The sequence below is a fragment of the Deinococcus frigens DSM 12807 genome, assembly GCF_000701425.1.
Lineage (GTDB): Bacteria > Deinococcota > Deinococci > Deinococcales > Deinococcaceae > Deinococcus > Deinococcus frigens.
Genome location: NZ_JNIW01000076.1, coordinates 1 through 13,540, shown reverse-complemented (window position 1 = coordinate 13,540; position 13,540 = coordinate 1). Strand labels below are relative to the sequence as shown.

At 63.4% G+C, this 13,540-nt stretch carries 15 protein-coding genes and 3 tRNA genes; 10 read left to right on the top strand and 8 right to left on the bottom strand.

Going from position 1 to position 13,540, the window contains the following annotated elements:
* Both Q322_RS0117785 and Q322_RS0117780 read left to right on the top strand, forming a co-directional pair.
* The coding region (locus tag Q322_RS0117785) for a hypothetical protein (protein ID WP_029479220.1) at window positions 1-348 on the top strand (348 nt) is incomplete at its 5' end.
* Window positions 321-1,343 carry a tyrosine-type recombinase/integrase gene (locus Q322_RS0117780; RefSeq protein WP_245593311.1) on the top strand — a complete coding sequence of 341 codons (1,023 nt, stop codon included), beginning with the start codon at window positions 321-323 and terminating at the stop codon, window positions 1,341-1,343. The genes Q322_RS0117785 and Q322_RS0117780, both read left to right, overlap by 28 nt.
* Window positions 1,344-1,440: 97 nt before the next feature.
* Here Q322_RS0117780 and Q322_RS0117775 read toward each other — a convergent pair.
* From Q322_RS0117775 to Q322_RS0117765, 3 genes are all read right to left on the bottom strand, one after another.
* Window positions 1,441-1,517 (bottom strand) — tRNA-Arg (locus tag Q322_RS0117775).
* A gap of 53 nt (window positions 1,518-1,570) precedes the next feature.
* Window positions 1,571-1,644 (bottom strand) — tRNA-Gly (locus tag Q322_RS0117770).
* A 37-nt stretch (window positions 1,645-1,681) separates the two neighbouring features.
* Window positions 1,682-1,758, bottom strand: a tRNA-Pro gene (locus tag Q322_RS0117765).
* Window positions 1,759-1,852: 94 nt separating this feature from the next.
* Here Q322_RS0117765 and mqnP point away from each other — a divergent pair.
* The 5 genes from mqnP to Q322_RS0117740 all read left to right on the top strand — a co-directional run bounded on the left by mqnP (window position 1,853) and on the right by Q322_RS0117740 (window position 6,107).
* Window positions 1,853-2,737, top strand: a complete 885-nt coding sequence (mqnP, locus tag Q322_RS0117760) for a menaquinone biosynthesis prenyltransferase MqnP (protein ID WP_029479218.1) — start codon at window positions 1,853-1,855, stop codon at window positions 2,735-2,737.
* Window positions 2,719-3,042, top strand: coding sequence for a hypothetical protein (locus tag Q322_RS0117755; protein ID WP_029479217.1), 324 nt, complete (start codon window positions 2,719-2,721; stop codon window positions 3,040-3,042). Before mqnP ends, Q322_RS0117755 begins: the two co-directional genes overlap by 19 nt.
* A 40-nt stretch (window positions 3,043-3,082) precedes the next feature.
* On the top strand, window positions 3,083-3,514 hold the full coding sequence (locus Q322_RS0117750; RefSeq protein ID WP_029479216.1) for a hypothetical protein: 432 nt from the start codon (window positions 3,083-3,085) through the stop codon (window positions 3,512-3,514).
* A 155-nt stretch (window positions 3,515-3,669) separates the two neighbouring features.
* Window positions 3,670-4,347: a response regulator transcription factor gene (locus Q322_RS0117745; RefSeq protein ID WP_010887388.1), complete on the top strand. Its 678-nt coding sequence runs from the start codon at window positions 3,670-3,672 to the stop codon at window positions 4,345-4,347.
* 89 nt (window positions 4,348-4,436) lie between these two features.
* The gene (locus Q322_RS0117740) at window positions 4,437-6,107 is read left to right on the top strand and encodes a sensor histidine kinase (RefSeq protein ID WP_245593310.1); all 1,671 of its coding nucleotides are present in this window, start codon (window positions 4,437-4,439) and stop codon (window positions 6,105-6,107) included.
* A gap of 70 nt (window positions 6,108-6,177) precedes the next feature.
* Here the strand turns inward: Q322_RS0117740 and Q322_RS0117735 are convergent, their stop codons facing one another.
* The 5 genes from Q322_RS0117735 to efp all read right to left on the bottom strand — a co-directional run bounded on the left by Q322_RS0117735 (window position 6,178) and on the right by efp (window position 11,669).
* Window positions 6,178-7,095: a DnaJ C-terminal domain-containing protein gene (locus Q322_RS0117735; RefSeq protein ID WP_029479214.1), complete on the bottom strand. Its 918-nt coding sequence runs from the start codon at window positions 7,093-7,095 to the stop codon at window positions 6,178-6,180.
* 95 nt (window positions 7,096-7,190) lie between these two features.
* Window positions 7,191-7,418 (bottom strand): VF530 family protein, encoded by a 228-nt coding sequence (locus Q322_RS0117730; protein WP_029479213.1) that lies wholly within the window; start codon window positions 7,416-7,418, stop codon window positions 7,191-7,193.
* A gap of 70 nt (window positions 7,419-7,488) precedes the next feature.
* Window positions 7,489-8,199, bottom strand: a complete 711-nt coding sequence (locus tag Q322_RS0117725; RefSeq protein WP_029479212.1) for a nucleotide exchange factor GrpE — start codon at window positions 8,197-8,199, stop codon at window positions 7,489-7,491.
* 233 nt (window positions 8,200-8,432) lie between these two features.
* The gene (gene dnaK, locus Q322_RS0117720; RefSeq protein ID WP_029479211.1) at window positions 8,433-10,340 is read right to left on the bottom strand and encodes a molecular chaperone DnaK; all 1,908 of its coding nucleotides are present in this window, start codon (window positions 10,338-10,340) and stop codon (window positions 8,433-8,435) included.
* Window positions 10,341-11,111: 771 nt separating this feature from the next.
* A complete protein-coding gene (efp, locus tag Q322_RS0117715; RefSeq protein WP_029479210.1) occupies window positions 11,112-11,669 on the bottom strand; it encodes an elongation factor P in 558 nt (185 codons plus the stop codon).
* Window positions 11,670-11,959: 290 nt separating this feature from the next.
* Here efp and Q322_RS0117710 point away from each other — a divergent pair, with 290 nt between their 5' ends.
* From Q322_RS0117710 to Q322_RS21235, 3 genes are all read left to right on the top strand, one after another.
* Window positions 11,960-12,703: a 50S ribosomal protein L25/general stress protein Ctc gene (locus Q322_RS0117710; protein WP_029479209.1), complete on the top strand. Its 744-nt coding sequence runs from the start codon at window positions 11,960-11,962 to the stop codon at window positions 12,701-12,703.
* Window positions 12,704-12,869: 166 nt separating this feature from the next.
* Window positions 12,870-13,169: a DNA-directed RNA polymerase subunit omega gene (rpoZ, locus tag Q322_RS0117705; protein WP_029479208.1), complete on the top strand. Its 300-nt coding sequence runs from the start codon at window positions 12,870-12,872 to the stop codon at window positions 13,167-13,169.
* 144 nt (window positions 13,170-13,313) lie between these two features.
* A partial coding sequence (locus Q322_RS21235; RefSeq protein WP_034418992.1) for a helix-turn-helix domain-containing protein occupies window positions 13,314-13,540 on the top strand: 227 nt, incomplete at its 3' end.

The window sequence follows — 13,540 nt, the reverse complement described above, 5'->3', positions numbered from 1 at the left end:
GCGGTGCTTGACGTCAGGCAGCAGGGCCAGCACCAGACGAGCGACATCCAGAGGACAGAGCGGATGCTGGTGAAAGAATCGCTCGATCTGGCGGATGACGGAAGCCGTTTGAGCGTTGCCAGGGCAACGCTCGGCCAGTGCCGCGTGGCGAACGTCTTTGGCTCCAATCAAGGCCAGGACGAGCAAGGCGAGCAGTTCCACCTGATTTTTGCGGTATTGGGGGAAGTGGGAAACGAAGCACAGACTGAACGATTTCAGGGCAACGGGAGACGCGCTCTGTTTTCGCGTATTGGACGACGGATTTCAAGCCCACTCGAAAAGTGTCGGGTACTGAGCAATTTGCCGTAACCCAGAAAACAACGTTGGAAGAGTATCTGCTGCCCTGGCACGAGCTACGCGCACCCGCACAAGCAGCCAAGTACAGTCGCGCTCAACAGGGTTTGATTCTCAAGCACATCGTGCCGGGGATCGGGAAGCGCAAGCTGGGCAGCATCACACCCCGTGATCTGGAAACCTTTTATGCGGCGCTTCAGCACCAGGACCCACGGCGGCAGGACACCCTGGGAAAACCGCTGGGCGACTCAATGAAACGGCAAATCCATAACCTGCTCCACCTGGCTTTCAATGACGCGGTGCGGCACGGTGACTTGATGCGGCATCCAGCCGACACTGCACGTCCGCGCTACACCCAGCAAGCGGCGCAGGACGACACTTTCAAGTCATGGACGGAAGAAGAGGCCAGCAAGTTCTATACCGTGGCCCGAGTGCATTCCCAGGGCGTGGTGTTCTGCTTCATGCTCTCAACGGGCATACGCATTGCCGAGGCTCTGGGACTGCGCTGGGAGCATGTGGACCTACAAACTGGCGCTGTCCGCGTTGAGGAAGCTCTGGTCAGCTTGGGCGGCCATCTGCACCGAACCACCCCAAAGACCAACCGTTCTCGCCGGACCATCCACGTTGCCGGAGACGCGCTGGCCATTTTGCAAGAACAGCTTGAGGTGGACGCTCTGAAGCGGGAAGCCAAAGGGGAAAGCTACGTGGGCAGCGGTTCGGTGTTCACCAATTCACTTGGTACGCCGATCCTTCCCGACAACGTGTACCGCACCATGAAACAACTGTGCAAGGCGGCAGATGTGGAGTACAAGGGCACGCACGTCCTGCGGCACAGCTTCATCTCAATCCAGGGGCAACAGGGGCGATCTGTGGAGGTCATCAGCGCCCACGTCGGACACGCCCGGCCCTCATTTACGCGAGACCGCTACCGGACGGTCTTTGACGAGGAACGCAAAGGACTGACGCTGGACTCCACCGCCCTTAAGAAAGAAACCGAATCGAGTGCCTGAAATCTCTGTTGGGCACGCGTTGGGCACAGGAAGGATTTTAGACGTGTTGGGCACGCGTATCAAAAGGAAAGAACCACGCACTAGACGAGGTTCTTTGTGGTGCACCCTAATGGACTCGAACCATTGACCGACCGCTTAGAAGGCGGTTGCTCTATCCAACTGAGCTAAGGGTGCCCAGACATTCTCCAAAGGGCAAAAGCTCCCGCAGGGGAGCCTTCATGGGACTGTGGAGCGGGATCACGGATTCGAACCGAGGCCAGAAGCTTGGAAGGCTGCTGTGCTACCACTACACCAATCCCGCCCACTGCGCGTGCCCCGCTGGGAAACGGGGAAAGTGTTGGTCGAGGCGACTGGATTCGAACCAGCGACCCCTTGGTCCCAAACCAAGTGCGCTACCAGCCTGCGCTACGCCTCGACATTCACGCGCAGGCGGCACTATAGCAAATGCCCACCGCGAATGTTAGGCCCGCAATGCCGCCTCAGGCCATTCGGCGTATGCTGCGCCCAGCATGAGCGTGGCCCCGCGTCTGAAAACCTACCTGGACCTGGTGAAATTCGAACATACCGTATTCGCCCTGCCCTTCGCGTACGCGGGCATGTTGCTGGCCAGCATAACGCAAAACGGCAGCGGCTGGCCCGGATTCGGCGTGCTGCTGTGGGTCACGGTGGCGATGGCGGCGGCCCGCACGGCGGCGATGGGGGCCAACCGCGTGATCGACCGCGCCATCGACGCCTGCAATCCGCGCACGGCGGGGCGCGAGGTCCCGGCGGGCAAGGTCAGCCCGGCCCAGGCGTGGGCGCTGGTGGGGATCAGCCTGGCAGTCATGGCCTTTGCAGCGGCGCAGCTTAACCCGCTGTGTCTGGCGCTGCTGCCGCTGGCGGTGGTCTTTCTGATCGGCTACCCGTACACCAAGAGATACACCTGGCTGTGCCACGCGTGGCTGGGCGTCACCGACGGCGCGGCGGCGGCGGGCGGCTACGTCGCCGTGACCGGCCATTTTGCCCCCACCGCCTGGGTGCTGTGGGCCGTGGTCATCTTCTGGATGATCGGCCTGGACGTGATCTACGCCACGCTGGACCGGGATTTTGATGTCAAGAACGGTATTCAAAGCATCCCCGCACGCTTCGGCATTCCGCGCGCCCTGAAGATCGCCGCCGCCAGCCACGCGCTGACCTTCGCACTGCTGTTGCTGGTGGGCGTGGTGGCCGGGGCCAGCGGCTGGTATTACCTGGCTGCCGTGGCGATGGGCGCGATCTTGCTGTACGAGCACCGCATCGTCAATCCAGGCGATCTGGGGCGCGTCAACGTGGCCTTTTTCGACGCCAACATGTGGCTGGCGCTGACCATGCTGGCTGGGGTAACCCTGGACGTGACATGGCGCACCCTGACCTGAATCTCGTGCCGCCAGAGGCCGCGCGGGCGTTCGCGGACGGCGATGAGCGGCGGGCGCTGACCTTGCTGGCCCGCGCCCGTGATCTTCAGGTGCCGGAAAGCCGGGGCTGGGCGGTGCTGGAGCGGCTGCACGGTCTGGTCCTGATCCACGTGCTGCGCGAGGTGGAGGGCACCTTTGCCTTGGAGCGGGCCGACGCGCTGCTGGACCGGCTGGACGGGGCTACGCCGCGCCCCACGCTGAGGCTGCTGGAAGACCGATTACGAGCGGAATCACAGGACGGCCCGTCCGTTAGAATCCGCCCATGACCGCCGCCGCGTGCCCCTCTCTCCCATGCTGGAGTAGCCGTTGACGCTGGAAAGCTCCGAGCGGGATTTTGCGGCTCGCTTCGCGCCCCATGCCGCCCACGGCCTGGTCTACCCGCAGCCCGAGGGCAGCCCGCTGCTGGAATTCGTGGCGGGGGGCCGGGTGCTCTACCTGTTTGACCGCAGCGGCCCCTACGCGGCGCGGCCCGGCGCGGCGTGGGTGGTGGTCCACGGCGTGCTGGAACCGGATTCGCTGGAACTGCTGTCCGGAGAAGAACACCTTGAAACCCTGAGCGTGCAGGGCGTCTCGGCGCTGGAGGGCTGCGGGCAGGTCACGCACACCGTGGGCCGGGCGTGGGTGGTGCAGGCGCGGCTGCCGCTGGTGCTGGCGGCCTTTGAGGAATTGCCCCCGGTCATGCCCGGCCAGTGGATCGCCTTCAGGACGCTCGCGCCCCTGCACGGCTTTATCGTCTGATCGACGCAGATACAGGCCGCCCTATGGACAGCCTGTCAAGGTGGCGGCGCAGAGGCTAACTCTGGAGCCGGGTGCCGGTCAAACGCCGCAACCGGATGAAAGCCGATTAAGCACCCCTCGCGTCTTCTCATGAGAACGCTCCCTAGACTGGCCCTATGGAACGCAAGCCTCTCGTCCTCGTGATCGAGGATGAAAAAGATATCGCCCGCTTTATCGAACTCGAACTGGCCGCCGAGGGCTACGCCACCGAAGTCGCCTTCGACGGCGTGACCGGCCTGTCCAAATTCCGCGAGGTCAACCCCGATCTGGTGATCCTGGACCTGATGCTGCCCGTGCTGGACGGCCTAGAGGTCGCCCGGCGCATCCGCAAGACCAGCAACACCCCGATTATCATCCTGACCGCCAAGGACGGCATTCAGGACAAGGTGGAGGGGCTGGACTCGGGCGCAGACGACTACCTGATCAAGCCCTTTTCCATCGAGGAACTGCTGGCCCGCGTGCGCGCCCACCTGCGCCGGGTCAATCCTGCCGTGACCGGCGAGGTGCGCGTGGCCGATCTGGTCATGAACCTCGATGGCCGTGAGATCTTCCGGGGCGGGCGGCGCGTGGAGCTGTCGGCCAAGGAGTTCGAGCTGCTGGAACTGCTGGCCCGCAACCCCGGCAAGGTCTTCTCGCGCTTCGAGATCGAGGAAAAGGTCTGGCCCGAGTACACCGGCGGCAGCAACGTGGTGGACGTCTACATCGGCTACCTGCGCCGCAAGCTGGAGGAGGGCGGCGAGCGGCGGCTGATCCACACTGTGCGCGGCGTGGGTTACGTGCTGCGCGAGGAATAAAGCTCAGCCCATCCCCAGCTTTTTCAGTTCCCCAGCTTTTTCAGTGCCCATCACGCTGACCCTCACGCCGGACCGTTACACTGCCGGGCGTGAGGGTCCCTTTGTTGCCACGCCAGCTCGCCGGGGCCACCCGCGCGGTCAGGGGCGGACCTGCGCCCGCCGAACCGGGGGGTCGCCGCCGCAGGACCCTGCGCTGGCGGCTGACCCAGTTCTACACGGCGCTGCTGGCCGCGCTGCTGCTGACGGTGGCCGTCACCACGCTGGTGATCATGCGTAACAACCTGATCACGGGCGTCAACCGTGATCTCACTTCCATCTATGGACAGTTCGTGCAGTTGCTGCCATCGCTGAACCTGTCCTCTGCCAGCACCGAGAGCCGGGACGCGGCGGGCGATTTCATAAGTCTGCGCTATCAGTTCCCCAACTACGCCCTCCAGATCGAGCGGCTGACTTTCTATGACCTGCCGCTGCTGACCGACCGGCTGACCCAGGCGGTCAATTCTGACGAACGTCAGAGCCTGTTCAACATTCTCAATTCCCTGCGTGGCCAGACACGGAACTCCACCGGGATCGACCGCGAGAAGCCCATCACGCTGTCTGATGAGCAACTGGCCGAGCTGATCCGCTCGCCGGACGGGCAACTGCTGATTGATCAGGACGTGCAGGAGGTCTACCCCGATAAACCCACGCCCATGCGGGTGCTGGTGCGGCTGGCCCCGCTGTCGCTGCAACCGTCGCCGCTGGGGCTGCCGGGCAGCAATGACACGCTGACCATCGTGTACGTGGGCCGCAGCCTGCAAGACATCCAGCGCACGCTGGTGGACCTGCGGACTGTGATCGCCCTGCTGTTCCTGGCCGGGCTGATCACGGCGGGCGTGGGCGCGTACCTGCTGGCCGGGCGGGCGCTGCGGCCCCTGGGGCTGGTGCAGCGCGCCGCCGAGGGCATCGGCGGGCAGAACCTGACCGAGCGCGTGCCCGAACCCGAGACGGGGGACGAGGTGCAGGCGCTGGCCGGGGCGCTGAACAGCATGCTGGGCCGTCTGGAGGACAGCTTCGAGGCCCAGCGGCGCTTTACCAGCGACGCCAGCCACGAACTGCGCACTCCCGTCACCGCCATCAGCGGCCACGCCAGCTACCTGCTGCGCCGCACCAGTCCCAGCGGACAGCAGCAGGAAAGCCTCAAGATCATCCGCAGCGAGTCCGAGCGCCTGACCAACCTGATCGCCAGCCTGCTGCAACTGGCCCGCAGCGACAGCGGCGCGCTGGTGTTGACCCACGAGCCGATCCTGTCGGGTCTGTTTCTGGCCGAGATCGCCCGCGAGCTGATGCCACTGGCCCAGGCCCAGAACTCCCGCCTGCCGGTGGCCGGGCGGGAGGTGACCTTCGAGGGCGACCCGGACCGCCTCAAGCAGGTCATCATCAATCTGGTCAGCAACGCCCTCAAGGCCGGGGCGCGGACCATCACCCTGAGCAGCCAGCCGGAAGAGGACGGCACCGAGGTCCGCCTGAGCGTGACCGACGACGGCCCCGGTATTCCCGGGGATCAATTGGACCGGCTGTTTGGCCGCTTCTACCGCCTGGAAGACAGCCGCAGCCGCGACGTGGGCGGCGCGGGCCTGGGCCTGAGCATCGCGCGCGGCATCGTGGAGGCGCACGGCGGGCGCATCTGGCTGGAAAGCGAGGTCGGCAGGGGCACGGCGGCGCATGTGCAGTTGCCGGTAGGCGACGTGCCGGTGCTGGACGACGAAGACGTGCCGTAGCCGAAGCAGACAGAGAGAATACGAGGGGAGGCAGAGCAATCCACATCCCCCGTTTCAAACTTGAGCCGGTCTACTTCTGCAACTCGCGCAGTTTGCGGTACAGCTCCTTTTCCTCGTCGCTGGGCGTGGCGGGCACGGTCACGTTCAGGCGCACGTACAGGTCGCCGCGCGACCCGTCCTTTTTGGGCCAGCCCTGACCGCGCAGTCTCATGCGGCGGCCCCCGCTGCTGCCGGGGGGAATGCTCAGGTTGCCGCGTCCGCTCAAGGTCTGCACGCTGATGTCGCCGCCCAGCACGGCCACTGGAGCGGGAACGTCTACGCTGGTGGTGAGGTGATCGCCCTCCAGATCAAAGCGGGCGTCTTCCAGCACGCGGATGGTCAGCAGCACGTCGCCGCCCCCCGGCCCCTGTCCGGCCAGCCGCAGCCGCGCGCCGTCGCGGGTACCAGCCGGAACGCGCATGCTCAGGCGTTTGCCGTCCACGTTGATCACTTCATCGGAGCCGCTGAAGGCCTCTTCCAGCGTGACCTGCAACTCGCCTTCCACGTTCTGCACGAAGCGCCTTTGCTGCCCCGCGCCGCCCAGACCGCCCAGCAGGTCTTCTAGATTGACCTGCTGTCCGCCGGGATAGCCGCCGCCCATGCCCCCGGCCCGGCCCCGCGCCGCCTGACCAAACAGGCCCTGGAAGAAGTCACTGAACTGTCCCGGATCAAAGCCCGCGAAGTCTCCACCCTGGAAGCCGCCCATATCGCCGTAACCCGGCGGTACCTGCCCGGTATGACCGAACTGGTCAAAAACCCTGCGCTTTTCTGGGTCATTGAGTACGGCGTACGCCTCGCCGATTTCCTTGAAGCGGTCGGCGGCCTTCTCGTCCCCGGCATTCTTGTCGGGGTGGTACTGCTTGGCCATTTTGCGGTAGGCCGATTTGATGTCCGCGTCGGACGCCCCACGGGAGACGCCCAGCACATCGTAATAATCTTTGTACGCCATTGCGCCTCCGGCGGGTCTGAGGGGCTAAGTATTTAGGAATATCTGGGCGACAGACCAGGGTTTCTAGCCCTTAAACCCTTCGACTCTTAGACCTGTTACACACTCACCAGTTCCAGATAAAGCCCCTCCACCTTGGCCCGCGCCCAGGGCATGCGGCGCAGAAACTTGAGGCTGCTCTGGATACTGGGGTTGGATGCAAAACAGTTGATCGGCACGCGGCGGGCCAGCTCCTCCCAGCCGTAGGCGTCGTGCAGCCGCTCCAGCATGAGCTGCAACGTGACGCCGTGCAGGGGATCGGAGGATGTTGATGGTTGCTGATTCATGGGTGATGGGATCTCCTGCGGTGGCGTCGGCTGCCGTTCGTCTTTTCCATCAAGCTTCCTCCATCAACCGTCAACCTTTGCGGCTGACCACCACACGCGCCGGGCGCACCAGCCTGTCGCCCATGCGGAAGCCCACCTGGAAGACCTGCACGATCCTGTCGTCCTCGTCGCCGGGAACGGCCTGAAGCGCCTCATGCCACTGGGGGTCGAAGTGTTCGCCTTCCTGACCGGTGGCTTCCAGCCCCAGCTTGGCAAAGATGCTCAGCACCTTGCTCTGCACGGCCTGCATGCCCGGAATCAGCTTGGCGGGGTCTTCCGCGCCCATCGTCACGGCGCGTTCCAGATCGTCGTAGACGGGCATGAGCTGCTCGGCAGCTTTAGAAATGCCCTTGCCCTCGGCGGCGTCAATGTCCTGCGTGGTGCGGGTGCGGTAACCGTCGAAGTCGGCGGCCAGGCGGCCCAGCTTGAAGCGCAGGTCGGCGTTCTCTTTCTCAAGCTCCTCGACGCGCTCCAGCTTGCCCATCATTTCCTGGACCTGGGCCATCATACCCTCGTCCATGCCGGGAAAACCTGCGAAGTCGGCCTCCTCGCCGTCTTCGTCACTCAGCAACTCGGCGTCGATGATGTCGCCGTCCGCGTCAATAGTCTGCGCTGTGCTGGGATTCCTTGGGTTCCGGGCGGGGGTGAATTTCAGGTTCTCGGTGGCTTCGGCTTCAGCGTTCGGGACTGCGCCGTTTCTGGTCTTGTCGTCTGTCATCTGCGGGCCTCGTTTTCTGAACATCGGTTTAAGGATAAGGGAGAGGGGCTGTTGTAGCCGTCCTCTCCCAGTGAGGGTGTGCCTCGTTCTCAGAGGAGCGTCGGGGTGGCGCTTGCGGTTTAACCCCTCCCCCCCTTCGGGGGACCTCCCCTTAAAAGGGAGGCAAGGAGATTCCTGCGTCGCCCTATCTTCTGCGCTTCTCGGCTCCCTTTTGAGGGGAGCTGGCAGCGAAGCTGACTGAGGGTTTTTTTTCGCCCTTAAGGCGCGGGCTTGAAATCCGCGTCGATCACGTCGTCATCCTCGGCCTTGTCCTTGCCGATGTTCACGCCGCCGTCCTCACCCTCGGGCTGGCCCTGGGCCTGCGCCGCGTTCTGGTTGGCGGTCATGAACTCGCGCAGTTCCTCTTCCAGCTTCTTCTGGGCGTCGGCAATCTGGACGTCGTCGTCATTGCGGACGGCTTCCTCGGCCCCATCGGCGGCGGCCTTCAGTTTGTCCTTAGCGTCCTGCGGGGCCGCAGCATTTTCCTCGATCTGGCCCAGGGCCTGAACGCGCAGGCTGTCGAGGTTGTTGCGCTTTTCCACCTTCTCGCGGCGGGCCTTGTCGGCCACGGCGTTTTCCTCGGCTTCCTTGACCATCTTCTCCACGTCGCTCTTGTCCAGCGTGGTGGTGTTCTCGATGCGGATGCTGGATTCCTTGCCGCTGTTCTTTTCCTTGGCGGTCACGTGCAGGATGCCGTTAGCGTCAATGTCGAAGGTGACCTCGATCTGTGCGCGTCCGGCGGGCATCGGGGGAATGCCTTCCAGCTTGAAGCGGCCCAGGCTCTTGTTGTCGGTTGCCATCGGGCGCTCGCCTTGTAACACGTTGATTTCCACACCTGGCTGGTTGTTCTCGGCGGTGGTGTAGATCTCGGTCTTCTTGGCGGGCACGGTGGTATTGCGGGTGATCATCGGCGCGATCATGCCGCCCTTGACCTCCACGCCCAGCGTCAGCGGGGTCACGTCCACCAGCACGATGTCGCCCAGGCTGGAGTCGCCCTGAATGATGCCCGCCTGCACCGCAGCGCCGAGGGCCACAGCTTCGTCGGGGTTCACGGACTCGTTGGGCGTCTTGCCGATCAGCTCCTGCACGATGCGCTTGACGGCGGGGGTGCGGGTGCTGCCGCCCACCAGAATCACCTCATCGATCTTGCTGGCGTCAAGCTTGGCGTCCTTGAGGGCCTGCTCGACAGGCTGACGCACGCGGCGCAGCAGGTCGGCGGTCAGTTCCTCAAACTTGGCGCGGGTCAGCGTGCGCTCCAGGTGCATCGGCGTGCGCGTTTCCGGATCAAAGGTGATGAAGGGCAGGCTGATGGCCGTTTCGGTCGCGTTGGACAGCTCAATCTTGCCTTTCTCAGCGGCCTCGATCAGACGCTGCAAGGCCTGCTTGTCCTTGCGGAGGTCGAACTTATGTTCCTTCTCAAATTCCCCGGCCAGCCAGTCCACGATGCGGTGGTCAAAATCCGCACCGCCCAGGTGGGTGTCCCCGGCGGTGGATTTGACCTCGAACACGCCGTCGCCCAGTTCTAGGATGGTCACGTCGAACGTGCCACCCCCCAGGTCGAAGACCAGCACGGTCTCGTTGCCCTTGCGCTCCAGGCCGTAGGCCAGCGCGGCGGCGGTGGGTTCGTTGATCACGCGCAGCACGTTGAGGCCCGCGATTTCCCCGGCCTGCTTGGTGGCTTCACGCTGCGAGTTGTCGAAGTACGCGGGAACCGTGATCACTGCGTCGGTGATCTTCTGGCCCAGCTTGGCGCTGGCGTCGGCCACCAGCTTGCGCAGCACCTCGGCGCTGACCTGCTCGGGGGCGTAGTCCTTGCCGTTCACCTCAATGCGCACGGAGCCGCCCTCGCCTTCCTTGACGTTAAACGGGCTGCGTCCGGCCTCTTCCTTGACCTCATCCCAGCGGCGGCCAATGAAGCGCTTAACTTCAAACAGGGTAGCCGCAGGATTCAGCGCGGCCTGACGGCGGGCAATCTGCCCCACCAGGCGCTCGTCGCCCTTGTAGGCCACGACGGACGGCGTGGTGCGCGCGCCCTCGGCGTTCACGATCACTTCGGGGCGTCCGCCCTCCATGACAGAAATAACGGAATTTGTGGTTCCCAGGTCGATCCCAACAGCTTTAGCCATGCGTTTGACTCCTTGAATTGGATAGGATTCTGCCGCCGTAGAGGCAACAGTTCTGAAACTCGGAACAGCATAACGCTACAGTTGATCAGAGTCAATAGACTTGAGTGCTATACGCTCAAGTTTAAGGTTGGGCTAAGACTGGAAGGCTGTTCAGCCGTCAAACCGCCACGGAGCTTGATGGCAGAGGGCATCCGCGCGTTTGAGCAGCGGAGCGAAGGAGTGCGGCCTAGCTATTTGAAGAATCTGGCCCGCTGCCCGAGCCGTGTCCATGCCTAACAGGAGATTTAAACTACCGACGCGCGCGCGTCAGGGCCACTGCATGTCCCCAATCCTAAAACGCTGTCTTCGCCACACCGATGACTGAAATTTACGAGTTTAGAATCTGCGAGTCCAGAGTCTGCGAGTCCAGTGCCGCGAACAGATGCGCGCCCAGGCCAGCGCGTCAGCCCTCATTCAAAGTCGCATCCAAAGTTACATGGCCGTCAATCACAACCGCGTCCAGCGGATGTGTCTGAGCCGCTAGCCCCGGCACCGCCAGCAGGCGCAGCAGCTCCCGCCTCTAAAACGCTCCAGGCTGATACGGCTTCACATCCGGGATCAAAACCAGTAGCTCCCGCGTTGGCGTGGCGTCCGTCCACTCCTGAAACAGCAGGCCCGCGGCCCGCGCCGTACCGTTTGGCCGGTAATCCACAGCGCTACAGCTCCGCATGTCTTCCCCGTCAACAAAGAAGCCGCCCCCACCCGCAGGTAGAGGCGGTCTCAGCTCAGACCTTAAGCGCGGCTGAGGTACTGGCCGGTACGGGTGTCCACCTTGATATCGATGTCCTGCTCTACGAACAGCGGCACCTGCACGGTTGCGCCGGTCTCCAGCTTGGCAGGTTTGGTGCCGCCCGAAGCTGTGTCACCGCGCAGGCCGGGATCGGTTTCCACGATCTTCAGAATGACCTGGTTGGGCAGGGTGATGCTCAGAGCCTTGTCGCCGTACATGGCGACGTCAACCTCGGTGTTTTCCTTCATGAACTTGGAGGCGTCGCCCACCAGGCTGGGGGGCAGCGTGACCTGCTCGAAGGTTTCCATGTCCATGAACATGTAGTCGTTGCCGTCCTTGTACAGGTACTGCATGGACTTGCCTTCCACGTAGATGTCCTGCAACTTTTCGGTGCTGTTGAAGGTGCGGTCCACGATGCTGCCGGACTCCATGTTGCGGAACTTGGTGACCACCTTCGCGCCGCCGCGTCCCATCTTCAGGTGCGAGTAGTCCAGACACTCCCACAAGCCGCCGTCCATCTCCACTTTGGTGCCGTTTCTCAGTTCGGTAACGCTGATCATGTGTCTCCTTGAAGGTCCTGTTTGAAAGTTCTGTTTGAAGATTCTGTCCCAAAATGTTCGGCGACAGACGCTGTATTGACTGGGGCCGCCTCCACCCGTAAAGCGCTTTGGGGCGGGAGCCGTGCAGTGCCGCCGGAGAGTTTAGCAGAAATGACGGCAGACCCTTCCACTGGCCGCCCGGGGTTTGCTATGCTGTCAGGGTTGCCCGCTTGACCCCCGCCCCCGGCAGAGGACCAGCCGACGCGCGGCGGGGAGCAGAAGACGGAAAGCGCCAAGGAGAGTAGACGCACATGGAACTGAACGCCCAACCCCGCAAGAGCCGCGAAAAGCTGGCCGAAGGCATGATCCCCGCCGTCGCCTATAACAAGGAAAACAACGTGTCCTTTGCCCTAGACCGTAAGACCTTTGACCGGGCCTTCCGTCAGACCAGCACCACCGGCCTGTACGACATCACGGTAGAAGGCCAGGAAACCTTCCCCGCGCTGGTCAAGGCCATTCAGATGGACAAGCGCCGCCGCGTGCCGATCCATGTGGACTTCTACATGGTCACCTACGGCGAGGCCATTGAAGTTTCCGTGCCGGTCCACACCACGGGCAAGAGCCAGGGCGAGATCATGGGCGGCCTGCTGGACACCGTGATTCATAACCTCGCCATCATTGCCCCCGGCCCGCGCCGCATCCCACAGGAACTGCTGGTGGACGTGAGCAAGCTCCAGATCGGCGATCACGTTACCGCCGGACAGATCAAGCTGCCCGAGGGTATCGAGCTGGCCGTCGATCCCGAGCAGGTTGTGATCAGCGTCCTGCCGCCGCGCCTGAGCGCCGAGGAAGCCGAGGCCGAGGAGCAGGCTGCCCAGATCGCTGGCCTGGTTGCCGCTGGCGAGCTGACCGAGGAAGCCGCTGCCGCCGTGCTGGAAGGCGAGGCCACCCTGGAAGAGGCCAAAGCCGACGCCATCGCTGAAGCGGGCGACGACGCTGCCACCGAGAGCGGGAGCAGCGAGGACGACTCCAGCAGCGAAGAAGAGCAGTCCTAAGCCGCCTCCCATTTCAGGCCGGGGTCTCCAGCGATGGAGGCTTCCGGCCTTCACGGCTGACAGGCCCGGTTTGAAAGCTGGTTGCCCGTCGCTGGCCCGCCACCGGAGTAAGCTGAGGGATTGAAAACGTCAGGCGACACACGCCGGACATGGAGGATTGAGGATTATGGCGGAAAAAGACATTGACAAGTTGCTCGCAATGACCGACAGCAAATACCGTTTGAGCGTCGTGACGGCCAAGCGCGCGTTGCAACTGCGCTCTGGCGCGCCCAGCGTGCTGCCCGTCGAGCAGCGTGTGCGGACCCGCAACCTGGTCACCCAGGCCATGCGCGAACTCGCCACCGGCCAACTGACCGTCGGCACGGATCTGCTGGACGAGAGCCGGTTTCACCAGGACTACGTGCGCCAGCGTCAGGCCCAGCTTCAGGCCCAACTGAACGCCGAACGCGAACGCGAACGCGAATAAGGACAGAGCAGGCAGGCGGTGGATGGGAAGATTTTCCTGTTCGCCGCTTCTCGTTTCAGCCGTCGGTATACAAGACACCCTCTGTTCCTTACCGGAAAAACACCGCTTCATACGGATTCCGATTAAACAGTTTATAATAGAGGGATGAAACCTGCACTCTTCACTCGTCCCCTCGCACATCAAGCGGCTGACTTCTGGCAGCTCTTCGAGACCAGTACCTGTGCCGTCCAGCGGCGCAGAGCGCAATTCTTTGCGCTCCTGGCAGAACGTCGTCCCCTTGCCGAGATTCTGGCGCTGACCCGCTATAGCCGGGTCACGGCCTACTCACTGGTCAATCGGTATCACACCCTGGGTCTGGAGAGCCTCGCGGA